Here is a 20,469-nt window from a genome sequence, read left to right as displayed (position 1 = left end):
TCTTAGTCCCCAAGCTTCGCGGCCTTGGTCTTGGCCGAGAACTTCATGTGGTGGGCGCGACCAAGCTTCAGCTCATTGAAGTCGATCGTGAACTTCTCAACGAGGTCCTTGCCATCCCAATCGTAGGCCTTGAGGAACTGGTCGTTGTGCTCACCCTTCTTGTCCCAGTTGGCGAGAAGCGACGTCGTGAAATAGACGCGCTTACCGTCGTAGCTTTGGGACACCATGTTCACCTGATTGCCGATCTTCTTGGAGTAAATCTCCTTGGCTTCTTCAGGATTGGAGACGTCGAACAGGCGCGTGGTGCCGTCCATAAAGGTGTTGACCCACAGCGTCTTGGCATCGGCCGCGATGGAGATGTCTACCGGCAGCGGGATCTTTGCCGGATCGCCGATGGTGCCGACTTCCTTCGATACCCACTCACCCTTGTCATCCTGCTTGACCAGCCAGAGCTTGGAGGTCAACGCGGTGGCGGTGAGAGCCCAGTTGTCTTCCGGCTTCAGCGACCAACGGATCTCGAGAGGCGCGCCAGGAACGGAAAGCACCTTCTTCGGTTCCATGGACTTCAGGTCCCAGATGACCATGGTGTTACCGAAGTTCTTCATGGCATCGGGGTCTTTGACCATCTTGCCCATGTCCATCATGTAGTTCGTCCAGCCAGTGAAGCTCGACGTCAGCATGACGTTCTTGTTGGGGTTGATGCCGATGTCATAACCATAGCCATCGCCACCGTTGGCGAGTGGCATATCGTGCGTGGAGATCAGCTCGCCCGCGTTGTTGTAGATCGCGATGCCGGTCTTGCCGTCGTGCGTCTTGTTGTTCGACAGCGCCTGCACCATCATGCGGCCGGGCATGGCGTAGAAGGTATGCGGACCAACGTAGCCAGTCTTGTCACTGAAGTCTTCGATGACCTTCACGACTTTCGGCTTGGCCGGATCGACCAGGTCGAAGACGAAGATCTTGTTGTCGTCGAGACGGCCGGCCCAGATGTAGCGGCGATCATCCGTGAAACCAACGTGATGGGCTTCACCGCGTCCACCCACGGACAGCGAGTTGATGACTTTGCCGTAGTTGGCCGAGCTCGGCTCAACATCGATGGTCACGAGCTTGTCGGACTCATCGCCGACGCCGACTTCGCCGAGCGTCCAGACGTGCAGGAATTGCTCCTGTCCGGTAATCAGTGCCGCGGTGAACGGCGAATTGCAGGTCTCGTCGGCAACGGCGGGAATTGCAATCGTGGCGAGGCTGAGCGCAGCAGCACACGCACCCAACATAAGGAATTTCCTCACCTTCACCCTCCTTTTTTGCTCACATTTGTCTATTGGGGCTTTTTACAAAACCACCGCGTCAAACAATTCTTTTTGCCCACCGAATCCATCCATGGAAATCACGGAGAAAAAAGATTTGTTATTGCCCTGAGTTATATTGTTCGACTTCGGCCCGCAGCAAGCTCAGGTTAATACCTGTGCTCGCGCCCTCATTACCTAGTCCATAGGGTGTTTTCCCGGGGTTGCGTGCTGGGACCACATGCAGCATTGCAGATGAGGCCCAGCAGGGAGGGCGGCGATGAACCTCCAACAATTGAGATATGTAAAGGCGGTCGTAGAGGAAGGGAGCTTCGTAGCTGCAGCAAATCGCTGCGTTGTTACTCAGCCCACGCTGTCGAACGGCGTCGCACAACTGGAGATGGAGCTGGGAAGCCGTCTCTTCCGTCGCACTACGCGCAGTGTCCGGCTCACGCCCTACGGCGAGCAGCTGTTGCCATACATCACCGAGGTGCTGCGCTCGTTCGACGAACTCACGCTGATGTCGAAATCGACAACTTCGAAGGCGCCAACAATTCAGGTCGGGTTCTCGCCAATTGTGGGCATCCGCCGCGCTGAAAAAATCCTCTCGCGCTTCCGCAACAAGCACCCGGATGTCGAAGTCGTCTACCGCGAGTCCAACTTCCGCGATCTGCACGACCTGCTACGACGACGCCTGGCGGATCTCATCATCTGTCCGTACGAAACCAGCGTCGCCATGGAGGCCGAATTCGTACGGCTGGCGATCGAAAGTGACCCATTGGTATTCGTGCCGCGCGCGGCGACGAGAGAGCAGTGGGCAAACCGCGAGAGTGTCAGCCCCGCCGAGATCGCCGACGAGAGCTTCGTGCTCGTGCCGGACGGCTGCGGCCTCACCGGCGCAACCCGCCGCGTATTTGATAGCAACAAACTTACGCTGCGCCGTTACTCAGGCGAGGCGAGCAGCTATGGCGCCATGCTCGAGTGGGCCAATCTCGATCTGGCGTGCGGAATACTGCCCTTGTCGAAGGTGGATGCCGAGACGACGACGTTAGTGCCGCTGATGCAGAACGGGCACCCCATCGTCATCGAGTATTACGCGCTCGGGAAGCCGTCGACGATCTCCCCGCATCTGTTCTCACAGCTGTGGGATTCGCTGCTGGAAGCGAAGATGGTCCTGCGGAGTGCCGAGGCGATGTTTAGCGGAGCAGGCTCTCACGCATAGGCAGCGGGCGATGGCTCGCTTTGTCGCGCCGCACATACGCTTGGCCGGCAGCTCACGCGCAATACCCAGTCGAAACTGCGAACGCGACCAAGTGTTTCTACGTCTATTTTTTGCCTTTCCGTTCTTATTGATTTTTCAAACCAATCCATATTCGGAAATAGAATTTATAATCCCACGACTTCATCCTTAGTTTCGCCCGCGCGTGTTGCCTCCTGGACCAAGCCGCCCCAACGGCCGTTCATGGAGCCCATGCTTCCTTCGTCCCAGTGTTTCCCCAACTAGCCCTCGGAAAGCCTCCGAGGGCTTTTTTTTGCTCGCCGTTCGAGGAGACGCTTGTCAGCCCCAGCGTCCGGCTTGACCGGCCGCGGCGGCAAGTCCATATGGTCGCGCGGCGAGCGCCGAGGCGCCCACCGATCCTGGAAGAGAGAACGAAACCGATGCCAAGCGACAGTAACAGTCGATTGTACGCGCCGTCGCGCCGCATCGTGGCTTGAGCCATAGGGCTCGCCACGGGCACGCCGCGACGGCGGAACCCGAGGTGAGCCATGGAAGACATCGTCGCGGCAACCGCCGCGCAACCGTTTGCCGATCTCAGCATTGCCGACATCGTCGCCCACCTCAACGAGGAGGACGTCGAGAGCGCGGCCGCGGTCATTGCTCATCTGCCATTGGAGCGCGCGGTCGACGTGCTCGATCGGCCGGAGCTTGCAGAGGGTGGGGAAATCCTGCTCGAGCTGCCGGGCAAGCTGGCAGGCCGCATCCTCAAAGGCATGTCCGCTGACCGCGCGGCCGACACGCTGCGGCAGCTCGACGGCTATGACCGCAGCAAGATGCTAGCTGAGGTGGACTTCGAGACGGCGATGCAGCTGAAGCTGCTGCTGGCGTATCCCGAAGGCACGGCGGGCAGCTTGATGACCACCGAGTTCGCCAGCGTGCCCTCGACCTATACCGTCGCCAAGACTCTCGACTATATCCGCGCCGTGCAGAAGACACGCGAGACGGTGTACGCGATCCTGGTGCTCGACAATCACACGCGTAGACTGGTGCGCATCGTGTCGTTGCGCGAGCTGATCTCATGCGATCCGCAGCTGCCGATCCTGAGCGCGGGCGCCGGCAACGAGCCGATCTGGGTGTCGCCCGAGGCCGACCGAGAGGAGGTCGCGCGTCTTATCTCAATCCACGACCTGCTTTCGATCCCGGTACTCAATCCGCGCCATCAAGTGCTCGGTATCATCACCGTCGACGACGTGATCGACACGATCGTGGCGGAGAGCGACGAGGACGTGCAGAAATTCGGCGGCGTCGAAGGTACCGTCGAGCCGTACCTGCAGATCGGCTTCCTGCAGATGATCCGCAAACGCGCCGGCTGGCTGTGCGTGTTGTTCATCGGCGAGATGCTGACGGCGAGCGCCATGCAGCATTTCGAGGACGAACTGGCGCGGGCCGTGGTGCTGACGCTGTTCATCCCACTGATCATGAGTTCGGGCGGAAACTCGGGATCGCAGTCGACCTCGCTGCTCATTCGCGCCTTGGCGCTCGATCAGCTTCGGCTGCGCGACTGGTGGCGCGTTGCCGTGCGCGAGTTACCGATGGGGCTGGTGCTTGGCGGAATTCTCGCCGCGCTCGGCATCGTGCGCATCGTCGCCTGGCAAATGCTCGGCATTTACGATTATGGCCCGCATTGGGGCCTGGTTGCGCTGACCGTCGGCGCAGGGCTGATCGGCGTCGTGATGTTCGGATCGCTGGCGGGAGCAATGCTGCCGTTCGTGATGAAGCGGCTGGGCTTCGACCCAGCGAGTGCGTCTGCGCCGTTCGTCGCGACGCTGGTCGATGTCACCGGGCTCGTCATCTACTTCAGCATGGCGCTGATCATCCTGCATGGCACTTTGCTCTGAAGTTGCTTATGCCCCATAGGGCGACGGCGCTGTGCACGACGCGTTACGGCATTCGATGCAATCGCGTTCCGGTGCATCACGAGACGTTGACTGTTTTTGTCTACTCTTGCCCTCGAAGCTAATTTCGAGGGGCCACCATGCCTGCGCTATCGATCGGCGACTGCATCAGCTACGGCTGGGAGACATTCAAGAAGCGCCCATGGTTCCTCATCGGCGCCTTCCTGCTGGCGATCGTCATTGCCTCCGTGCCCGGCATGTTCGGCCCGCAGCCGCATATTGGGCCCGATGGACAGGAGATCATGCCGCCGGTGACGGCTTTCCAGGTGATCATGGCGATCGTCAGTGTCGTGGTGTCGTTCCTGGTCGGCATCGGAATGACAACGCTTGCGCTGCGTGCGCATGACAATGTGGCGACCGCTCAAATCGCCGATCTTTGGAATCCTGGCCCGTTCTGGCGCTTTGTCGGCGCACACATCCTCACGGCCATCCTCATCATGCTGGGGCTCATCGCGTTCGTGATCCCGGGGATCATGATCGCGGTTGGTCTGTCGTTCGTGCCCTATCTCGTCATCGAGCGCGGGCTCGGGCCAATTAAGGCAATGCAGGAAAGCTGGCGCATCACGAACGGCCACAAGTGGCCGCTGTTCCTACTGATCCTGGCGATGGTCGGCCTCAATTTTCTCGGGCTTCTGGCGCTTGTCGTGGGCGTCCTCGTCGCCGTTCCGGTCACGATGATCGCCTTCACGCACGCCTATCGCACGCTCGCGACCTAGCTCCGTGGCGGCATAAAGGCTGTCAAATATCACGTTCAATGCGCGTTTTGACTGTGCGCGAGGGGTCACACCACCCCTGAAAGGCCGGCGCGCTGCGTTGCGGGCCCGGCGACGAGTATGTTATCCGGCAAAGTCGAAGATTGTCGGGGGAACTTGATGCGTCGCGGCACCGCATTCGTCGCCCTACTTTTGCTTGCAGTCATGGCGCCGCGAGGAGCCGCGGCGGGGCCTGCGCTCGTGGTCGAGCTGTCGAACAGCAAGGTCCTGTTCGCCGAGGATGCCGACGCTCTCTGGCACCCTGCTTCCCTTACAAAGATGATGACTGCCTATCTCGTCTTCGAGGCGTTGAAGGCGGGGAAGATCACGCTGAAGTCCAAGGTTACGTGCTCGGCGGCAGCGCATGAACAGCCCCCGAGCAAGATCGGGCTGGCAGTCGGCCGGCAGATGAGCGTCAATCTCGCCTTGCAGTCACTCATCGTCAAATCGGCCAACGACGTGGCGATGATGCTGGCGGAAACCGTGGGCGGCAGCGAGGCGGCCTTCGTCGAGATGATGAATGCGAAGGCGCGGGCGCTCGGCATGGAGCGCACCTTTTTCGTCAACCCCAACGGCTTGCCGGCCCCGGCGCAGGTGACCACCGCGCGTGATCTCGCGAAGCTTGCGCGGGCCGTGATCAACGATTTCCCCGAGTACGCGCACTACTGGCAAAAGTCGGAGATGCGGCTCGGCAAGCAGCGCCTCGTCACCCACAATGGGCTATTGCAGTCGTTTGCCGGCGCGGACGGCATGAAGACCGGTTTCACGTGCGATTCCGGCTTCAACGTCGTGGCGACGGCCACACGCGACGGACGGCGTGTAATTGCGGTCGTCCTGGGTGAGAACTCGAGTGCAGAGCGCAATATTCGCGCTGCCAGCCTGCTCGAGCACGGCTTTCACCAGACGGGCTGGAAGCAGCTATTCAACTCTACGACGATCGACAACATGCCCCTGGCGCCAGCCGTCGGAGTGCGGAGTGTGCGCAACGACGTCGTCTCCTGGGGCTGCAGCGATCGCAAAGCCAAGGTGGCGAAGAGCAAGGCCAGGAAGAAGAAGAAAGACGCCGTCGCCGCGGCCAAGAAGAAGAAGAAACCCGCCGCGAAAGCCGCCGAGCCCGAAACCGTAACGGTGGACGTCGATCGTCGTGACGACGCAGCCCAGGGCGATGATGCGGCACCGGCCACTGTGCAGCTGAGGGGTACGATGCCTCCGCCCGCCGCCGCAGCGTTCCAATCGCAGCACTGACCAGCGCAGGCCGATCGTCGCCCAGCGCTACGAAAGTCCCTAAACGATCAACTCCAGCTTTCCGTCCCGGTAGGGGCAGCCGCTCGGCGCAGGCCGATCCGATCCATTCTGCGAGGGCGGGGGCGCGGCCTGAGATTCGGCTGGCTGTGCCGAGCCGGTACCGGGGGCGGCTGTTCCGGTCTGGGCTGTTCCGGTCTGGGCCAACGCATGAGCTGCCGTGACCAGCAATACCGCCGCAGAGAGGACGGTTAACCGCATCATTGAGGACATCGCGACCTCCTAACTCTGCCGCGAGCCTAGCACGTTTCAGGCGGGCAACAGGGTTCCATTTTGGTGCAGGAAGGGGTGGCGCGCTTCTTGCTGACCTGTCTGCACGTCAGCTCACGCTGGCACGACAATTCACGACGGGAACTTAGAGCCGATGGCAAATGTCTGGCAGGAAAAGCCATCCATAGACGACGACCCCGAGTCCGACGCAATGGCGGGCGTGCTCGAGGCGATGCATGGATTGTACGCTGCCGAAGTGGCCGATTTCTTCTCGGCGCTTCATTCAAAGACGGGAGATGCGACGCGCTCCAACGCGTGGGCGGACGTGGCCGAGCGCGTGCGTGAACGCCAACGCGACCGCATGCTCTCCTGATGCTCTCAACATGAGCCAGCCGACCGCGACGATCGCACAGACGGATGGACGCCTGGGGCAGCTGCTGAAAGCGCTGCCGACTATCGTGGCCGACATCTATCATGCCAGGACCGAGCGGCACCGCGCCCAGCGCGATGCGTTCGCGGTGTTCGGCGTGCGTTGTGCCAGCGCGGGGCTGTTATACCTGTCGCAGATCGTGCTTGCGCGCTGGATGGGCGGAAACGAGTACGGCATTTACGTCTTCGTGTGGACGTGGGTGATGATCCTCGGCGGCCTATCGGACCTTGGGCTCGGGGTCGGCACGATCAGGTTCATCCCGCACTACCGCGAGGGCGGCGACAAGGCGCACGTGCGCGGCATGTTCCTCGGTGCGTCGCTGCTTTCGTTCGCCGTTGGTGCGGCAGTGGCGGTCGCATGCGCGGGGCTGCTTCATTTCTTCAAGCCGTTCGACGACGCCTTCATGATGCCGGCCTACGTGGCCCTTCTCTGCATCCCCTTCTATTCGCTGTCTTGGGTGCAGGACGGGATCGGCAAGGCCTTCGCATGGATGAGCCTGTCGATGGTGCCGCCATACGTGCTGCGGCCGGCGCTGGTTCTCACCTGCATGATCCTGGCGATGGCGTTCGGGCTGCCGATGGTGGCGATTACGGCTGCTGCGGCAGCAGTCGTTGCGACGGCTGGAGCGAGCATCGTGCAAGCCGTGCTGATGCGCGTGCGCGTCAGGGAGACGGTCGGCAAGGGTTCGCGCAGCTACGACTTTCCCCTTTGGTTGAAGGCGAGCTGGCCGCTGTTGATCGTCAACGCCAGCGAACTGACGCTGCAGAGCGCCGACGTGCTGATCGTCTCGCACTACATGTCGCCGACCGACGTTGCCATCTACTTCGCCGCGGCGAAAACGATGTCTCTCATTCTGTTTGTGCACTATGCGGTGGGAAGCTCGGTTGCGAACAGGTTCTCGGCCCTTGCTGCGCGCGGAGACAAAGACGCACTCAACAGCTTTGCGCGTGAGGCTTCCCACTGGACGTTCTGGCCGTCTCTGGCGGCTGGCGTCGGCATTCTGGCGCTAGGCATTCCGCTGCTGTGGCTGTTCGGGCCGCAGTTCGTTGCCGGCTATCCGGTGATGCTGATACTCGTGGCAGGCTTCCTGTTCCGTGCAGCGATGGGGCCGTCGGAGTTCCTGCTCAACATGCTAGGCAAGCAGCAGATCAGTGCCGTCGTGCAGGTCTCGATGGCATTGTCGAGCATTGCGCTCAACCTGCTGCTCGTACCGCTTTACGGCCTGATCGGCGCGGCGATCGCGACTTCACTTGTGCTGTCGCTGGGCGCGCTGGCAAACAGCGTTGCGGTGAGCCGCACGCTCGGCATCGAAGTCGCGGTGTGGCGGAACCTGAAGCGCGCAAAGCGCGAAAACGCCTGAGGCTTCAGTTACCCCTGCTCGCCGTCACGGCCACGCAGGCGGCCGTCTCCGCAGGACTGGACTTGCCCGCCATACTCAAAACAGCGTCGGGCGCGCCGATAGTGGCGTGGATGGCCACCTTCGTGGCCATGACGGAGGATGGGGCGGCGTCAATGACGACAACCGAACAGCGGGCAGCCACCGAACACAACTGCGAGCTTGTCGAAGCTCGCCTTACATCGGCGAGCCGATCACCAGCGTCCAGAAGGATTTGAACTCGGTGCGCGGATCCTGCACGAGCGCGATCCCCATATGGGTGGCGTCGGGCAACAGCAGGTTCTTGTTGTGGCCCTGGCTCTCTTTCCATCCGCGCATGACCTCGGTGAAGTTCACCTGGCCGGTGCCGACGTTCTCGGCAGCAAGGCGCGCATGATAGCCGGTGCGCTTGACGCGATCCCACGGGTTGGAGCCGTCGGAGCCGTAGTGCGAGATGCGGTCCCACTTGGCAAGGTCACGTGAATGGGCCTTTGCCGCCTCGGTCAGCTCGGCGTTGAGCTTCAGAGGCTTCAGCCCCTTATCCCTGCGGTACTGATTGATGATGTCGCGCGCCTTCTCGGCGTCGAGCGCGGTGTGCGAATAGTCGCGATCGGAGAGAGCGCCGGTCGGGGCCTTCTCGAACGATCCCTTCGGAGCCTGATCAAGCGCGGCATACTGCTGGCCGGCGACGGCAGGATTCTTGGAGCGCGGCGTGGATGGCTCACCACCGAGCGCCACGGACTGCATCTTGGGCGAAGAGGCGATCGACCCAGTGGTGTCGGGCTCGGTGTAGCCCGATGAAATTGTTCCAGAGCCGAGGCTGCAGGCGGCCAGCGCCACAGCGACTGCGGCGCTAAATGCGACGCGATACATACGAGCAACTCCCGCATAGAGATGAGCGGTACGACGGTTGATCATCGCGTAGACCCGTTAACTCGCCGTTAATGCTAAGGAGTTGTAACCGCACGTCCGAAACTGGCCATCGCGGCCTCGCAATCGGAATTCGTGTGGCGTTCCCCCAGGTTGCGCCGACGGCACAGACAGGCGCCGATGCGATCACGCGTTAATATGTTGTTGGTAATTTGACGCCGGTAGGGCGAAACGCGGTCAGCATCGCGAAAACTTGCGGCGCCGATGCAACCATCTGTGGGCTAACGCCCGGCCCTCTTGAAGCCACGGGCATCTCTCACACTATTTGGCGCTAGCGGCCGGTGATTCGCGCGTACGGCCATGTCAACGCCACTGAGGAGATGCGTTGCATGTCGGCCCTGAGCAGGAACGCACAGGCGCTGCCGGTAAACGGCGCGTCGCCTGGTGGTTTAGATAATCTCATTCTCGCGAGGATCGCGTGCTCGGGCGGAGCCACGCGCGCGCAGATCATTCGCGACCTTGGTCCGATCGTGACGGGCAAAATGACTGGCGCGCAGTGGCGCACCATCGCCGACACGACCCTCGCCAAGCTGATGATGGCGGGCCTCGTTCGGGATCAGAAGCCCCGGCTGCGCCTCGGTGAAGAGGGTGAGGCGGAGGTCGCTGAATATTTCGGCGAGAAGCACGCACACTCGCGCACGTGGAACGATCAGCGTGACCTGTGGCTGGTTGCGAAGGCGCTCAGCGTCGACGCCAGCAAGCCGGCGCTGCGCAGCGCGCTGTCGCGGCTCGATGGGTTGTCGGCACTTGTGGTGCAGCACGCATTCGGATTGTCGATGCGCCAGGCGCTCTCGCCCTCGAAGCTGCGGGCGGCGCTGGCGCTGGTGGCGCTGGAGCGCGCATTCGGCGACAACGTGAAAGAAGGGCTTGGCAAGGGCACCGCGCTGTCGGCCAAGGCTGGGCGCGTCCTTGCCAGTCAACTTCTTGCCAAACCACGTGAATTGCCGACTGACGCGCGGCTCATCACAGCGCTGTGCGCCGATCAGGTGGCTCAGCCGCGTTTCGACTTGGCGGCTCTGCGCATTGCCGTGCTGCGTGGCCTTGCGGATGCACCATCAGCACCCACAAAAATTGCGCCGACGGCACCAAAGCCTCCCTTGCGCGGGATAAGCGAATCACTTTCGCAAGCACCCATCGTTCTCACACCGCAAGTGGAAGAGGCGGCGCAGCGCCCTGGATTGGCGCAATTTTCTGCCGGTGTGCTCAACGCGGCACGGACGAGCGCCGAGGGCTGGCCAGGCGCCCGCAAGGCGTTTATCTCTCGGGTGTGGGACGCGATTCGCACCTCTCACCCCGAATGGGGTCTTTCAGAGATCGAATTCAAAGACATGCTAGCCGGCGCGCACCGCGCAGGACAATTGGTGCTGGCTGGCGCGGACCTAAAAAACAAACAGAACATCAAAGAGTTCGAGGAGTCCGCAATTCTCTACAAGAACACCGTTTGGCATTACGTGCGTGTCGAGGATTGAGGTCGAGGGGCATCGCCTGATGCAGCTTAAAGAAGCTTCTCCGCAACCAGCTCCGGACCGACTCTTCTCGGCGTTCGAGCAATCGATCACCTGGGAAGACGACATCTGGCGGGCCGATCCCGTCGATGTGGCGGAAGTGCACGCCAAAGCGCGGCGCAAGTTCACCGATCTTCTGTCGAGCATCACGTCGGGGAAGGGCCCCGGCACGCAAGACCGCATCCTGCTGTTCCATGGGCAGTCCGGCGCGGGCAAGACGCATCTTCTGCGCGCACTACGCACGAGCGCTCATCGCGATGGCACGGCCTACTTCGGCTACGCGCAGATGACGCCGGATGTGGCGAATTACGCTGATTATTATCTGCGCCGGCTGGTGCACTCGCTGGAGAAGACATACGACCCGGATTCGTCGGGCGAGACTGCGCTGCAGCGTCTGACCGGCCGCCTTGTCGCCGATGCCGCCGTCGATGCGAAAGATCTGCAGAACCTGCGCGAAGCGAACCTCGATGAGGCAAAGCTCGCCAAGCTGGTTCTGAAGGTTGCCGACGACATCGTAGCTGCGCCGAAATATGCGAGCCAGGAGCTCGACATAAACGTGGTGCGGGCGATGCTCTATCTGGAGCGTCACGATCCGCGCATCGATCAGCGCATCCGCCAGTATCTGCACGGCCGGCCGCTGACCGATCTGGCGCATCAGGCCGTTGCTGCGCTCGATCCGAACGACGGCGAAGACCGGGCGTTCGAGATTATCGCTGCGCTCGGCGCACTGATGTGGACGGTCGACCGTGCGGCGCTGGTGTTCTGCGTCGATCAGGTCGAAGACTTGCGCTTCTTCTCGGATGCCGAGGAGCGCTTCCAGCGCGCGGTGCGCGATCTCATCCAGATCGCCAATCGCGTGCCCAATGCCATTCTCATCATCTCGTGCCTGGAAGACTTCTACGGACAGGTGCGCGGCGTGCTGGCACAGTCGTACATCGACCGCATCGAGAAGGCCGGGCCCGTGGCGCTGCTCGAGTCGCGCACGCCGGAAGAGGCGCGGCTGATCATCGCCAAGCGTCTGCAGCACATCGCGGAGTCGAGTGAATCGGGCGCCGGGTATTCTGATCCGTCGGCCTACTTCGGTCCTCAGTTCTTTGAGGAGTTCGCCGGCCTTTCGACGCGGCGTTTGCTCGAGCATGCGCACAGCCGTTTGCGCAGCAAGACGGCTCCGGAAGCGGACGAGGCGGACGATGGCGGCGCGGAAGAGGAAAAGGGCGGCGGTGGTTTCATCTCGCGCCTCGCCGCTGCGCTCGGACTTGGCCTCGCCGACGAGGGCGACAGACCGCCGAGCTACGCTTCGTCCAGCCTCGACTATCGCGAGTCCTGGGAGCGGTTCCAGAACGCCTCGGAAGCGGAAATTCCCTCCGATGAGCGCGAGCTGCTGGATATTCTCGGTGGGGCGCTCGGATTTGCCAAAGAGGAATGGGCCGGGACGATCCAGCTCAACACCGAGCGGGTCGAGCTTGGCGACGACCTTGCGGCCATCGACTTCACGCTGCGGCACCAGGGTGGCCTGACGACCGACGGTCGCGTCTTCATCTGCAACAAGCCGACGCAGGGCGGTGGTCTCAAGCGCCAGCTCGATCGCGTGCTCGCCAACATGGGCGCGAAGCAGTGCTTCATGCTGCGCGCGTCCGACTATCCGCCGAACCGGAAGAACCAGACGGCAACCGCGTTCCGCAAGTTCCGCGAGAATGGCGGACGCGCGCTGATCGTGCCGCTGGCGGAGTGGGAGCGCATGATGATGGTGCGCGAGTTCCAGACGCACCATCGCCAGGATCCAGGTTTTGCGGGCTGGCTGTCGAACGCAAAGTTGCTTTCGAACCTGCCGTGCATCATCCAGCTTCTGCGTCTCGATCTGCTCGGACGTGCGCTGCCGAAGTCGGCAGCGGCTGAAGCGGAGGCCGCGGCCAACGGCACGAAGGCCAACCGTGGACGCACGCTCATGGGCGCCCTCGATGAGGTGACGCCGGTGGAGGATGCCGAGCCACTGGCCGCGGAAGAGGAAGATCTGCCGCTGTCGGTCATTCTAGATGAGAACGGGTCAACGGAGAGCATTGCTGCAGGGCGCGTGCTGCGGCAGGGCGGACGTCCCGTCACGCTGAACAAAGACGTTCTGAAGCGCCATGCGGCGGTGCTCGGCGGTTCGGGCTCGGGCAAGACGACGCTCGCCTTGAGCCTGATCGAACAGCTGCTGCTGCGCGGCATCCCAGCGGTTCTGATCGACCGTAAGGGCGATCTTTGCAGCTACGCAAACCCGGACGTCTGGCGCGACAACGACGAGGAATTCTCGGAGCGTCGCGGCGAGCGCGAGAAGCTGGCGGACGCGATTGATGTCGCGGTGTTCACGCCGGGCCGCGCGTCGGGGCGCCCGATCTCGATTACGCTGCTGCCGAACGGCATCAACGAACTGCCCGAGCACGAGCAGCAGCTGCTGGCGAACCTTTCCGCGGCGGCACTCGGCGATATGCTGCATCTGAAGCATTCGGCGACACACCAGAAGCAGTGGGGCACGCTGTCCGTCGCGCTGCGCATCCTTGGATCGCGCTACAGCCGCGAGGTGACGCTGACCGACCTCATCCACCTATTGGAGGACGAGGATCCCGAGCTGTCCGATCTCACGCAGCGCATGGACCCGTCGGGCAAGATCCGCCGCGATCTCGTGGCACAGCTCGACAGCTTGCGGCATCGCAACTCCGCCCTGTTCGAGGGCGGCGGTGAGCCGCTGAGCATGGAGGCGTTCCTCGGCCGCGGCCAATATGCGCGCGAAGGGCGCACACGGCTGTCGATCATCTACACGGGCTTCCTGGGCGACAACGAAAACATCCTCTTCTGGGTGTCGCAGTTCCTCTCGGAAGCCCTGCGCTTCTGCCAGCGCAATCCGAACGACGAGTTGCAGGCGGTCGTCATGTTCGACGAAGCCGATCTCTACATTCCGGCGAACTCGAAGCCGGCGACGGCAGAGCCGCTGCAGAGCTTGCTGAAGCGCGCACGTTCTGCCGGTCTTGGCATCATGCTCGCCACGCAGTCGCCGGGCGATCTCGACTATAAGAGCCGCGACCAGATCACGAGCTGGTTCATCGGCCGCGTTCGCGAAGACACGGCGCTGCGCAAGCTCAAGGCGGCGTTCCAAAGCGAGTCCGGTCTCGAGCCCGCTGCGGTGCTTCCGGGACAGACGGTGGGCGAGTTCCACCTGGTGCAGGAAGGCTTGGTGAGGCCGATGAAGGCGCAGCGCTCGCTGATCATGGCGGAGCAGGTTCCGTTCGATCGCATCGAGCAACTTTCTCGCGAGACGAAGGGGCAGGACGAGCGTCAGCTACGGCTCTTCGACGCCCCTGCGCGGGGCGGCTCGACCCAGAATGTCAAGCGAGGGTGATGCGTTCGCGCAACGCATCCACAGGTTGGTTGACCTGTCGATGCTAGCGCAAACGCTATAGGCCCGCGGCAACCAAAGTCCACTAGAGGATCTGCTAACTTATTTGCTGCGCTCGGGTTTTCCAGCGCAGCAAGATGCGTTCGCCATGGTTGCTTATTCAGCCGCCTTCGCAGTTGCGAAACTACGCTCCGCTTTCCCCGTAAACAGGGCGTGTCAACTAGATTCTTCTGATGTAAATTCTACAAGTGGCCGGGAATTTTAAGGGGGTCCCCGGCAACATGCGTTGTGTGCGGAGAGTGGTCGTCGCGTATTTGGCGGCGGTTGTGCGGGGTTTGTGTCATGGTCGCGAAGTCATTCGTGATGCTTGTTGCAGCGACAGTGTTAGGACCAGCCGTGGGCGTCGGCTTGTTCGTGCTGCTGCATACCTTTTGAGGGCTGGCCTTCCGAGGGCTGGCGCGATTTGTTCAAAGCGCCATCTGACGGGGCCAATATCGCCATAAACACGGGCTAGTTCTCGCTCGCAACAGCGCTTGTGCGCTCTTCTTCCTGCGAGCGGCGGGCTCATGCTCGGTGTTATTCGCGTACTGCTGCGGGCGCTTGAACTGACAGCGCTGCTGCCGTTCCGCATTTTGCAAATCATACTCGACGGCGTCGCGTTCAATCCGCGGCTTGGCCCTCTGCGCCATGTCGCCAGTGCGGCCATCGCCTATACGCTGCTCGCAATCTTCCTCGTCTATATCTTCGCGCCCATCCGCGGTGCCGTCGGCCATTATACGCAAGGCGAAAAGCTGCATTACGACGCCGAGCGCTGGCTGGCGACGGCGATCTACGACGCGCGCGGGAGCTTCGTCGGCACGTTCGATCCGCGGCTCGATAGCTTGCGCGACGTCAACTATTCGAGCGAGCCCATCGACCTTGGCGAATACGTCGCCAATCCGGATCACAAGTCGATCCCGGTGCGCGAAGTGCCGGAAAGCTACTGGCAGTGCCTCGTCTATCATGAGGACCGCAACCTCGGCAGCCTGCTGAACCCGTTCGGCATCGACCTTGTCGGCGTGCTGAAGATCCCCTTCTCGACCGTTCGGCGCTCGATCGCAGCAAAGCGCCTCGTGGTGGGGGTGGGTGGCTCGACGCTGGCGATGCAGTTCGTGCGCGTCATCTATAAGACGCCACCCAGCGTGCACGAAGGCGCCCTGACCAAGCTGAAGCGCAAGGTGGGCGAATGGTGGCTGGCGCCGGTGGTTTACCGCGAGCTGACAGAAGGCGGCGACAACAGAGAGCTGAAACAGTGGGCCGCCAATCACCTCTGGCTGGCACAGCGCACGGGCGGGTCGCCGCTGCACGGCATCGAGCTGACCAGCCGCATCGTGTTCGGCAAGGAGGCCGCCGACCTGTCGGTGGCGCAGCAGTTCGTGCTCGCCTCGGCGGTGAACCGGCCGATCATCCTCTTGGAAGGCAGCGAACGGCTGAACGCGGTGCGTATGGATCGCTGGCGCTACCTCACCGAGGTGCGTGCGCGCACGTGCGCGGAGAAGCTGATCAAGGACGAGGCTCTGCAAAAGGAAGTGCTGTTCGAACTCGTCGCCATGGCAGCCGGGCCGCCCGATCCGAAGATCAAGCCGCGGCTGCAGGATGCGCTCGACAAGTATGCGCCGGGACTGGCGCTGCCGGCACAAGCCAACCCGGTTGTGCGCGCCAATGCGCTGATGCCCGCAGCGCGGTATGGCCTGCGCGAAGAAATGAAGCAGCGGTATGGGTTTGCCTGGCGCGACCACGTGCGCGGGGTGACGACGACCTTCGATGCGGCGCGTAACCTGGCGTTCGCCGACAATGTGCGGACGAGGCTTGCGGATATCGATGCGCGCTACGCTGGCAAGATAGATCCGGCATTCACGCTCGATCCGGCGAAGATTTCGGCTGAGCGGCGCAGCCCGGATGTGATCGTCGCTGCGGCCAATGCCAAGGGCGAGATCGTGCGCTATTTCGAGCAGGGTGAAAACGCTGCTTACTTCGGCTCGCCGTTCGCGCGGGAGGCGGCAACGGGCCGCTACGATGCCGGCCGGGAAAGCCGCATGGTCGCCTCGACCGGCAAGATCATCGCGGCAATTGCCATCGCCAACACACTGCGCGACACGCCGCAGTCGGTCTATCTCGACAAGCAGGCGCCAGCGCAGGGACTTGAAGGCTGCGGCCGCGGGAACGAGAGCCAGGGGCGGCGGGCGTTGACGGCCTTCGCCTGCTCGCTGAACGATCCGCTGATGACGCGGACGGCACAGGTGGGCCAGATGCGGGTGAGACGGCTGATCGATCAGCTCGGCTACACGATGCCGCCGACCAATGCCGACGGAAGCGGCACGCCGCCGTCGACGGCGGTGGTGCTGGGTCAGGTTGCAGCGGCTCCCCGGAGGGTACACCAACTCGCAGGCGTCGTGCTGGCGAGCCTCATCGGGCGCGGGGCGTCACCGCTGCCGATGCCGACGCTGGTGAAGGGCTATGACTTCACCAGCCTCGATGAAGATGGGGCCGGCCAAGCGTCCGGCAGCATTATTCCCAACAAGATCATCCGCGCGGGCGGGCGGCCGCTGGTGCAAGCGCTGCTGCAAGCGCCGCTGTGCTACGAGGCCGGCGGCAGGCCGACCGGAACGCTGAAGGATCTTTCCGGCTGGTGCGCGCGCCGTCATCCCGGCGTGAAGCTGCACTTTGCCAAGACGGGTACGCAAGTGACCGAGGATGTCTCGGCGACGGTCGATGCGTGGATCACCGGCGGGCTGCAGTTCTCGAACGGAGCAGCCTATTCCTATGTGGTCGTCGTCGGTACCGGCTCGTCGAGCGCGCCGTGGGCGCACAACCTGCATGCCGCGCAGGTGGCGGTGCCGCTGCTCGATGCGCTGCTGAAGGACCTCGAAGCCGAGGCGACAGGAAAGAAGCGGCCAGCGCCGGCAAAGGCGAAGGCCACTGCGCAGAAGCAGATAAGCGCGAATTAGTTTTCTGATTTTGGCTGACACGAGCTTAGAGACGCTTTGTGTTCGGCGGTTGTTGCGCAAGCTTGCCGCCTCCGGCTGCGACGTGATCAACGGTACCCCCTCCCCGCCCCTCCCCCGTCAAGGGGGAGGGAGAAGAGTCGTTGCTCCTGGTGAGGGATTCCTGCTCTCGATGTCATCCTCGGGCTTGTCCCGAGGACCCAGCCATCCGCTTGCGACAAGCGTCCGAAGGTGTTGTGCGGTGGATCCTCGGCATAAAGCCGAGGATGACAATGCGGAGATCGTGCGTGGCGGTGTTCCGCCATGCATGCGCCGTACTGGCGACAAAAACGAAGCCTACGAACACACTCGGATCACTTACCGGCACGATGGGACACTGAACGGCGAAAGAGGCGTTTCGCGCATTCGGTGGTTGGAGGCTTCGCGCGCATTGGCGTCGCGGGCTTGCGATTACCTATGCCCGATGGGTTGAGCAGGGTCACATATGTCGTTGCGGACGGGCGCGCCGTGGTCGCGCACGAGGACTTCCACGGGCGGCTTTGGCAGCGGCGGTTTCAGCGCTCTTAGCCACGACAGTGACTGGGCCGAGCCCGACGCTCCCAAGCGCGACTGGAAAAAGCTCGTACTCATCATCGGCCTTGCGGCGCTGTCGTGGGTCGCGACGTACGTTGGCATGCTCGAGCTGATCGAGAGCAACATGGGCTCGCTGCCCCTGGTGCATAAGCTGATCATCGGCTTCTCGGTGGCGATGCTGATGACCATGGTCGTGTGGCTGCTCGACCAGATGTTCTCGCCGATCGACTGGTTCACCCGGCTCGCCTACCTCGGCGGCTACGTCTTCCTGACCATCATCTCGGTCGGGTTCGGCTTCGGCTTTTACTGGAAGGTGCTGGAGAGCCGCTCGGAGGCTGCGCGGTCAGCGGAAAGCGCTGTCGGGCAGGTGCAATCCTCGCTCAACGGTGCGGCGACGCGGCTGGAACAGTTGCAGGCGACGCTGGTGCAGCTTGCTGCGCTGTCCACCGACAAGGCCGCCATCGAGCGCGACAAGGGGACGTCGTGCCCCAACTCATCGCCGGGCGATGGACCGCGGCGGAAGATGCGCGATGAGGACGCGGCACGCTTCGGCTTCGCATCGGATTTCGTCAAGGGACGCGTGACGTCAATCAAAGGCGACATGGCGGCGCTCGACGGCGAACTGGCCAAGATCGTCTCCAATGACGCCTCGACCATCGACAAGGTGAGCGGCACGCGCAACGAGTTCATGCGCACGCTGGGACGGCGCCTCGACATGACGGTTACGGGCTTCAACGCGTTCCGCACCGATCCGCAGTTGCGCCAGATCCGCACCGACCTTGCCGACCGGGCCGAGCGCACGACCATCAATGCGGGTGGAAAGTCTATTTCCTGCCCCGATGCACAGTTGCAGGTCGCACTGCGCGGCGTGGTGCGGGCGATCGACCAATTGCCGACGCTGGAGAAACCGGAGATCGCGGCCGTCGAAGGCTCGGAGGCGACGATCGAAGCATTCCGCCGGCTGACGGCGACGTTCGTCGGGCTGATGTCGTTCGAGTTGCCGCCGTCGGCCGACGAGTTGCGCGCGCTACAGCAGAGGGCGGTGCAGTCGATCGACAATCCGGCGGCGCTGCGCGCGCTCAGCACCGAGGCAGTCGGGCTTTCGAAGCGCGACTACATTCCGCTCGGCATTGCGGTGTTCGTCGACCTGTGCCTGCTGCTGGTTTCCATCGGGCGGCCAATGAACCGGTTCGTTGCCACGCGCCAGAGCATGATCGAGGCCGAGCGGGGCCCCGTGTTCCCCATCCTGTCGCGGTTCTCGGAGATCCATAACCACGAGGAGACGCGACGCTCGTTCGACGTGTTCCGCGAGGTGATCTTCGAAGCTGGCGGCACCTATTACGTCGCCGTGCCACTCAACGCCCCGCGTGCCCATCCGAACCGGGAGCAGTTGAAGCTCGACGCGCAGGCGCTGGCGAACCTTTGCTATGCGCTCGAGGGGCAGGGCGTTCTCAGCCGGCCGTGGAAGATTGCGCCCGGGCTCGTTGCGCACCGCAAGTTGCGGCGCCAAGGCTCCAAGTTCATCGAATGCTATCGGGAAAACCACATCGCCCCGGTGCCGCGAGCGGCGCGGGCGCTGCGGTCTTTATTCATTGCCGACCGGTACGGCGACGAGCGGCCGGCCTTCAGGCTGTACGCCTTCAAGCGCGGGGCCTGGCCGGAGTTGATCCTTGGTGCCGTGATGGGCGCGGCCAGCCGTGTAGAGGCCGAGCGGCGGCGGGAAGAGGAATCGCGAGCGAAGGTCGAAGAGGTGGCCGAGGTGCGCGCTGAATTCGAGCGCGAGGTGGCCGAGGCGGCGCGTCCACAAACTGCCGAGACGGAGAGCCCCAAAGCCGGGCCTGGCCTCATGCTGCGCCGGCGCCGCCGACCCAACATATTCCAGCACCGGGCCGGGGCCACGCAGGAACCGCGGACGCGTCCCGCCGCCGCATTCTCCCATGCCGCGGATACGCAAGGTGCGGCCCTGCATGGTGCGGATCGCGGCCAGCGCGGCTTGAAACCCTCCATTCGCAGCGAGGGACAAACTGACAAGACGTTCCGGCAGCGGTTCGGCAACTACGCCGGCCTCGCCGAGGCGGAGCTGGCGACGTACGAGGACGTTGAGGAAGCCGCCAGCCACGCCAACAGCAACACGGCGCATACGACACCGGCGGTGGAAGAGCCAACGGTAGTAGTGCCGTTCCCGGCTCCCGCCCAGCCGCGTGGCGAATCAGAAGCCAACGCGACCATCGGCGTTGAGCTTCGACGCGAGACGGCAACGTTCCACGTTCCGTTCGGCGAAGGTGGTGCGTTGCCGGAAGCAATCCGCAAGCTGTCGGATGCACTGAAGCTGGGCTCGGACGAGGTTGCGACAGATCAGCTCGAATTGGCTCTCGCGGCACCGAAATTGGAGCCTGCAGACGAGAACGAATCGATCGCATTACCCGATCTCAGTGCTCCACAGGAAATAGAATTTGCGGACTTCGAGCCGCCACGAGTGCTGCGCAGGATGGTGGACTAAGCCGTTGTGTCAGCTTGCACGAATTCGCTCTCAGCCGGGCGCTCTGAAACGCTTGATTAACCGAAATGGCAGCTT

The 20,469-nt window shown here is 62.9% G+C and carries 12 protein-coding genes; 10 read left to right on the top strand and 2 right to left on the bottom strand.

The features are described 5' to 3' along the window. Positions 1–2 precede the first annotated feature (2 nt). Positions 3–1,274 carry a selenium-binding protein SBP56-related protein gene (locus ACP15D_RS13820; protein ID WP_424959237.1) on the bottom strand — a complete coding sequence of 424 codons (1,272 nt, stop codon included), beginning with the start codon at positions 1,272–1,274 and terminating at the stop codon, positions 3–5. Positions 1,275–1,566: 292 nt separating this feature from the next. Between ACP15D_RS13820 and ACP15D_RS13815 the strand changes: the two genes are divergently transcribed. The 6 genes from ACP15D_RS13815 (at position 1,567) to ACP15D_RS13790 (ending at position 8,514) form a co-directional block, all read left to right on the top strand. Beyond that, positions 1,567–2,508, top strand: coding sequence for a LysR family transcriptional regulator (locus ACP15D_RS13815; protein ID WP_424958026.1), 942 nt, complete (start codon positions 1,567–1,569; stop codon positions 2,506–2,508). A gap of 545 nt (positions 2,509–3,053) precedes the next feature. Continuing rightward, on the top strand, positions 3,054–4,403 hold the full coding sequence (mgtE, locus tag ACP15D_RS13810) for a magnesium transporter (RefSeq protein WP_424958025.1): 1,350 nt from the start codon (positions 3,054–3,056) through the stop codon (positions 4,401–4,403). Positions 4,404–4,540: 137 nt separating this feature from the next. Further along, positions 4,541–5,176 carry a DUF975 family protein gene (locus ACP15D_RS13805; RefSeq protein ID WP_424958024.1) on the top strand — a complete coding sequence of 212 codons (636 nt, stop codon included), beginning with the start codon at positions 4,541–4,543 and terminating at the stop codon, positions 5,174–5,176. 156 nt (positions 5,177–5,332) lie between these two features. After that, entirely contained in the window at positions 5,333–6,457 is a 1,125-nt protein-coding gene (locus ACP15D_RS13800) for a D-alanyl-D-alanine carboxypeptidase family protein (protein WP_424958023.1), read from the top strand. A gap of 421 nt (positions 6,458–6,878) precedes the next feature. Then, the gene (locus tag ACP15D_RS13795) at positions 6,879–7,097 is read left to right on the top strand and encodes a hypothetical protein (RefSeq protein WP_072370867.1); all 219 of its coding nucleotides are present in this window, start codon (positions 6,879–6,881) and stop codon (positions 7,095–7,097) included. Positions 7,098–7,107: 10 nt separating this feature from the next. Continuing rightward, entirely contained in the window at positions 7,108–8,514 is a 1,407-nt protein-coding gene (locus tag ACP15D_RS13790; RefSeq protein WP_424958022.1) for a lipopolysaccharide biosynthesis protein, read from the top strand. Between the two features lie 213 nt (positions 8,515–8,727). Here the strand turns inward: ACP15D_RS13790 and ACP15D_RS13785 are convergent, their stop codons facing one another. After that, entirely contained in the window at positions 8,728–9,402 is a 675-nt protein-coding gene (locus ACP15D_RS13785) for a CAP domain-containing protein (RefSeq protein ID WP_424958021.1), read from the bottom strand. A gap of 386 nt (positions 9,403–9,788) precedes the next feature. Here ACP15D_RS13785 and ACP15D_RS13780 point away from each other — a divergent pair, with 386 nt between their 5' ends. The 4 genes from ACP15D_RS13780 to ACP15D_RS13765 all read left to right on the top strand — a co-directional run bounded on the left by ACP15D_RS13780 (position 9,789) and on the right by ACP15D_RS13765 (position 20,394). Further along, positions 9,789–10,928, top strand: a complete 1,140-nt coding sequence (locus tag ACP15D_RS13780) for a hypothetical protein (protein WP_424958020.1) — start codon at positions 9,789–9,791, stop codon at positions 10,926–10,928. 19 nt (positions 10,929–10,947) lie between these two features. Next, entirely contained in the window at positions 10,948–14,340 is a 3,393-nt protein-coding gene (locus tag ACP15D_RS13775) for a BREX system ATP-binding domain-containing protein (RefSeq protein ID WP_424958019.1), read from the top strand. Positions 14,341–14,903: 563 nt separating this feature from the next. Then, positions 14,904–17,324: a transglycosylase domain-containing protein gene (locus ACP15D_RS13770; protein WP_424958018.1), complete on the top strand. Its 2,421-nt coding sequence runs from the start codon at positions 14,904–14,906 to the stop codon at positions 17,322–17,324. 481 nt (positions 17,325–17,805) lie between these two features. Then, the gene (locus ACP15D_RS13765) at positions 17,806–20,394 is read left to right on the top strand and encodes a hypothetical protein (protein WP_424958017.1); all 2,589 of its coding nucleotides are present in this window, start codon (positions 17,806–17,808) and stop codon (positions 20,392–20,394) included. Positions 20,395–20,469 lie beyond the last annotated feature (75 nt).

This window comes from Hyphomicrobium sp. 1Nfss2.1, assembly GCF_965243865.1.
GTDB lineage: Bacteria > Pseudomonadota > Alphaproteobacteria > Rhizobiales > Hyphomicrobiaceae > Hyphomicrobium_A.
The sequence above is the reverse complement of the archived record's forward strand: the minus strand, read 5'-3'. Positions and strand labels throughout refer to the sequence as shown.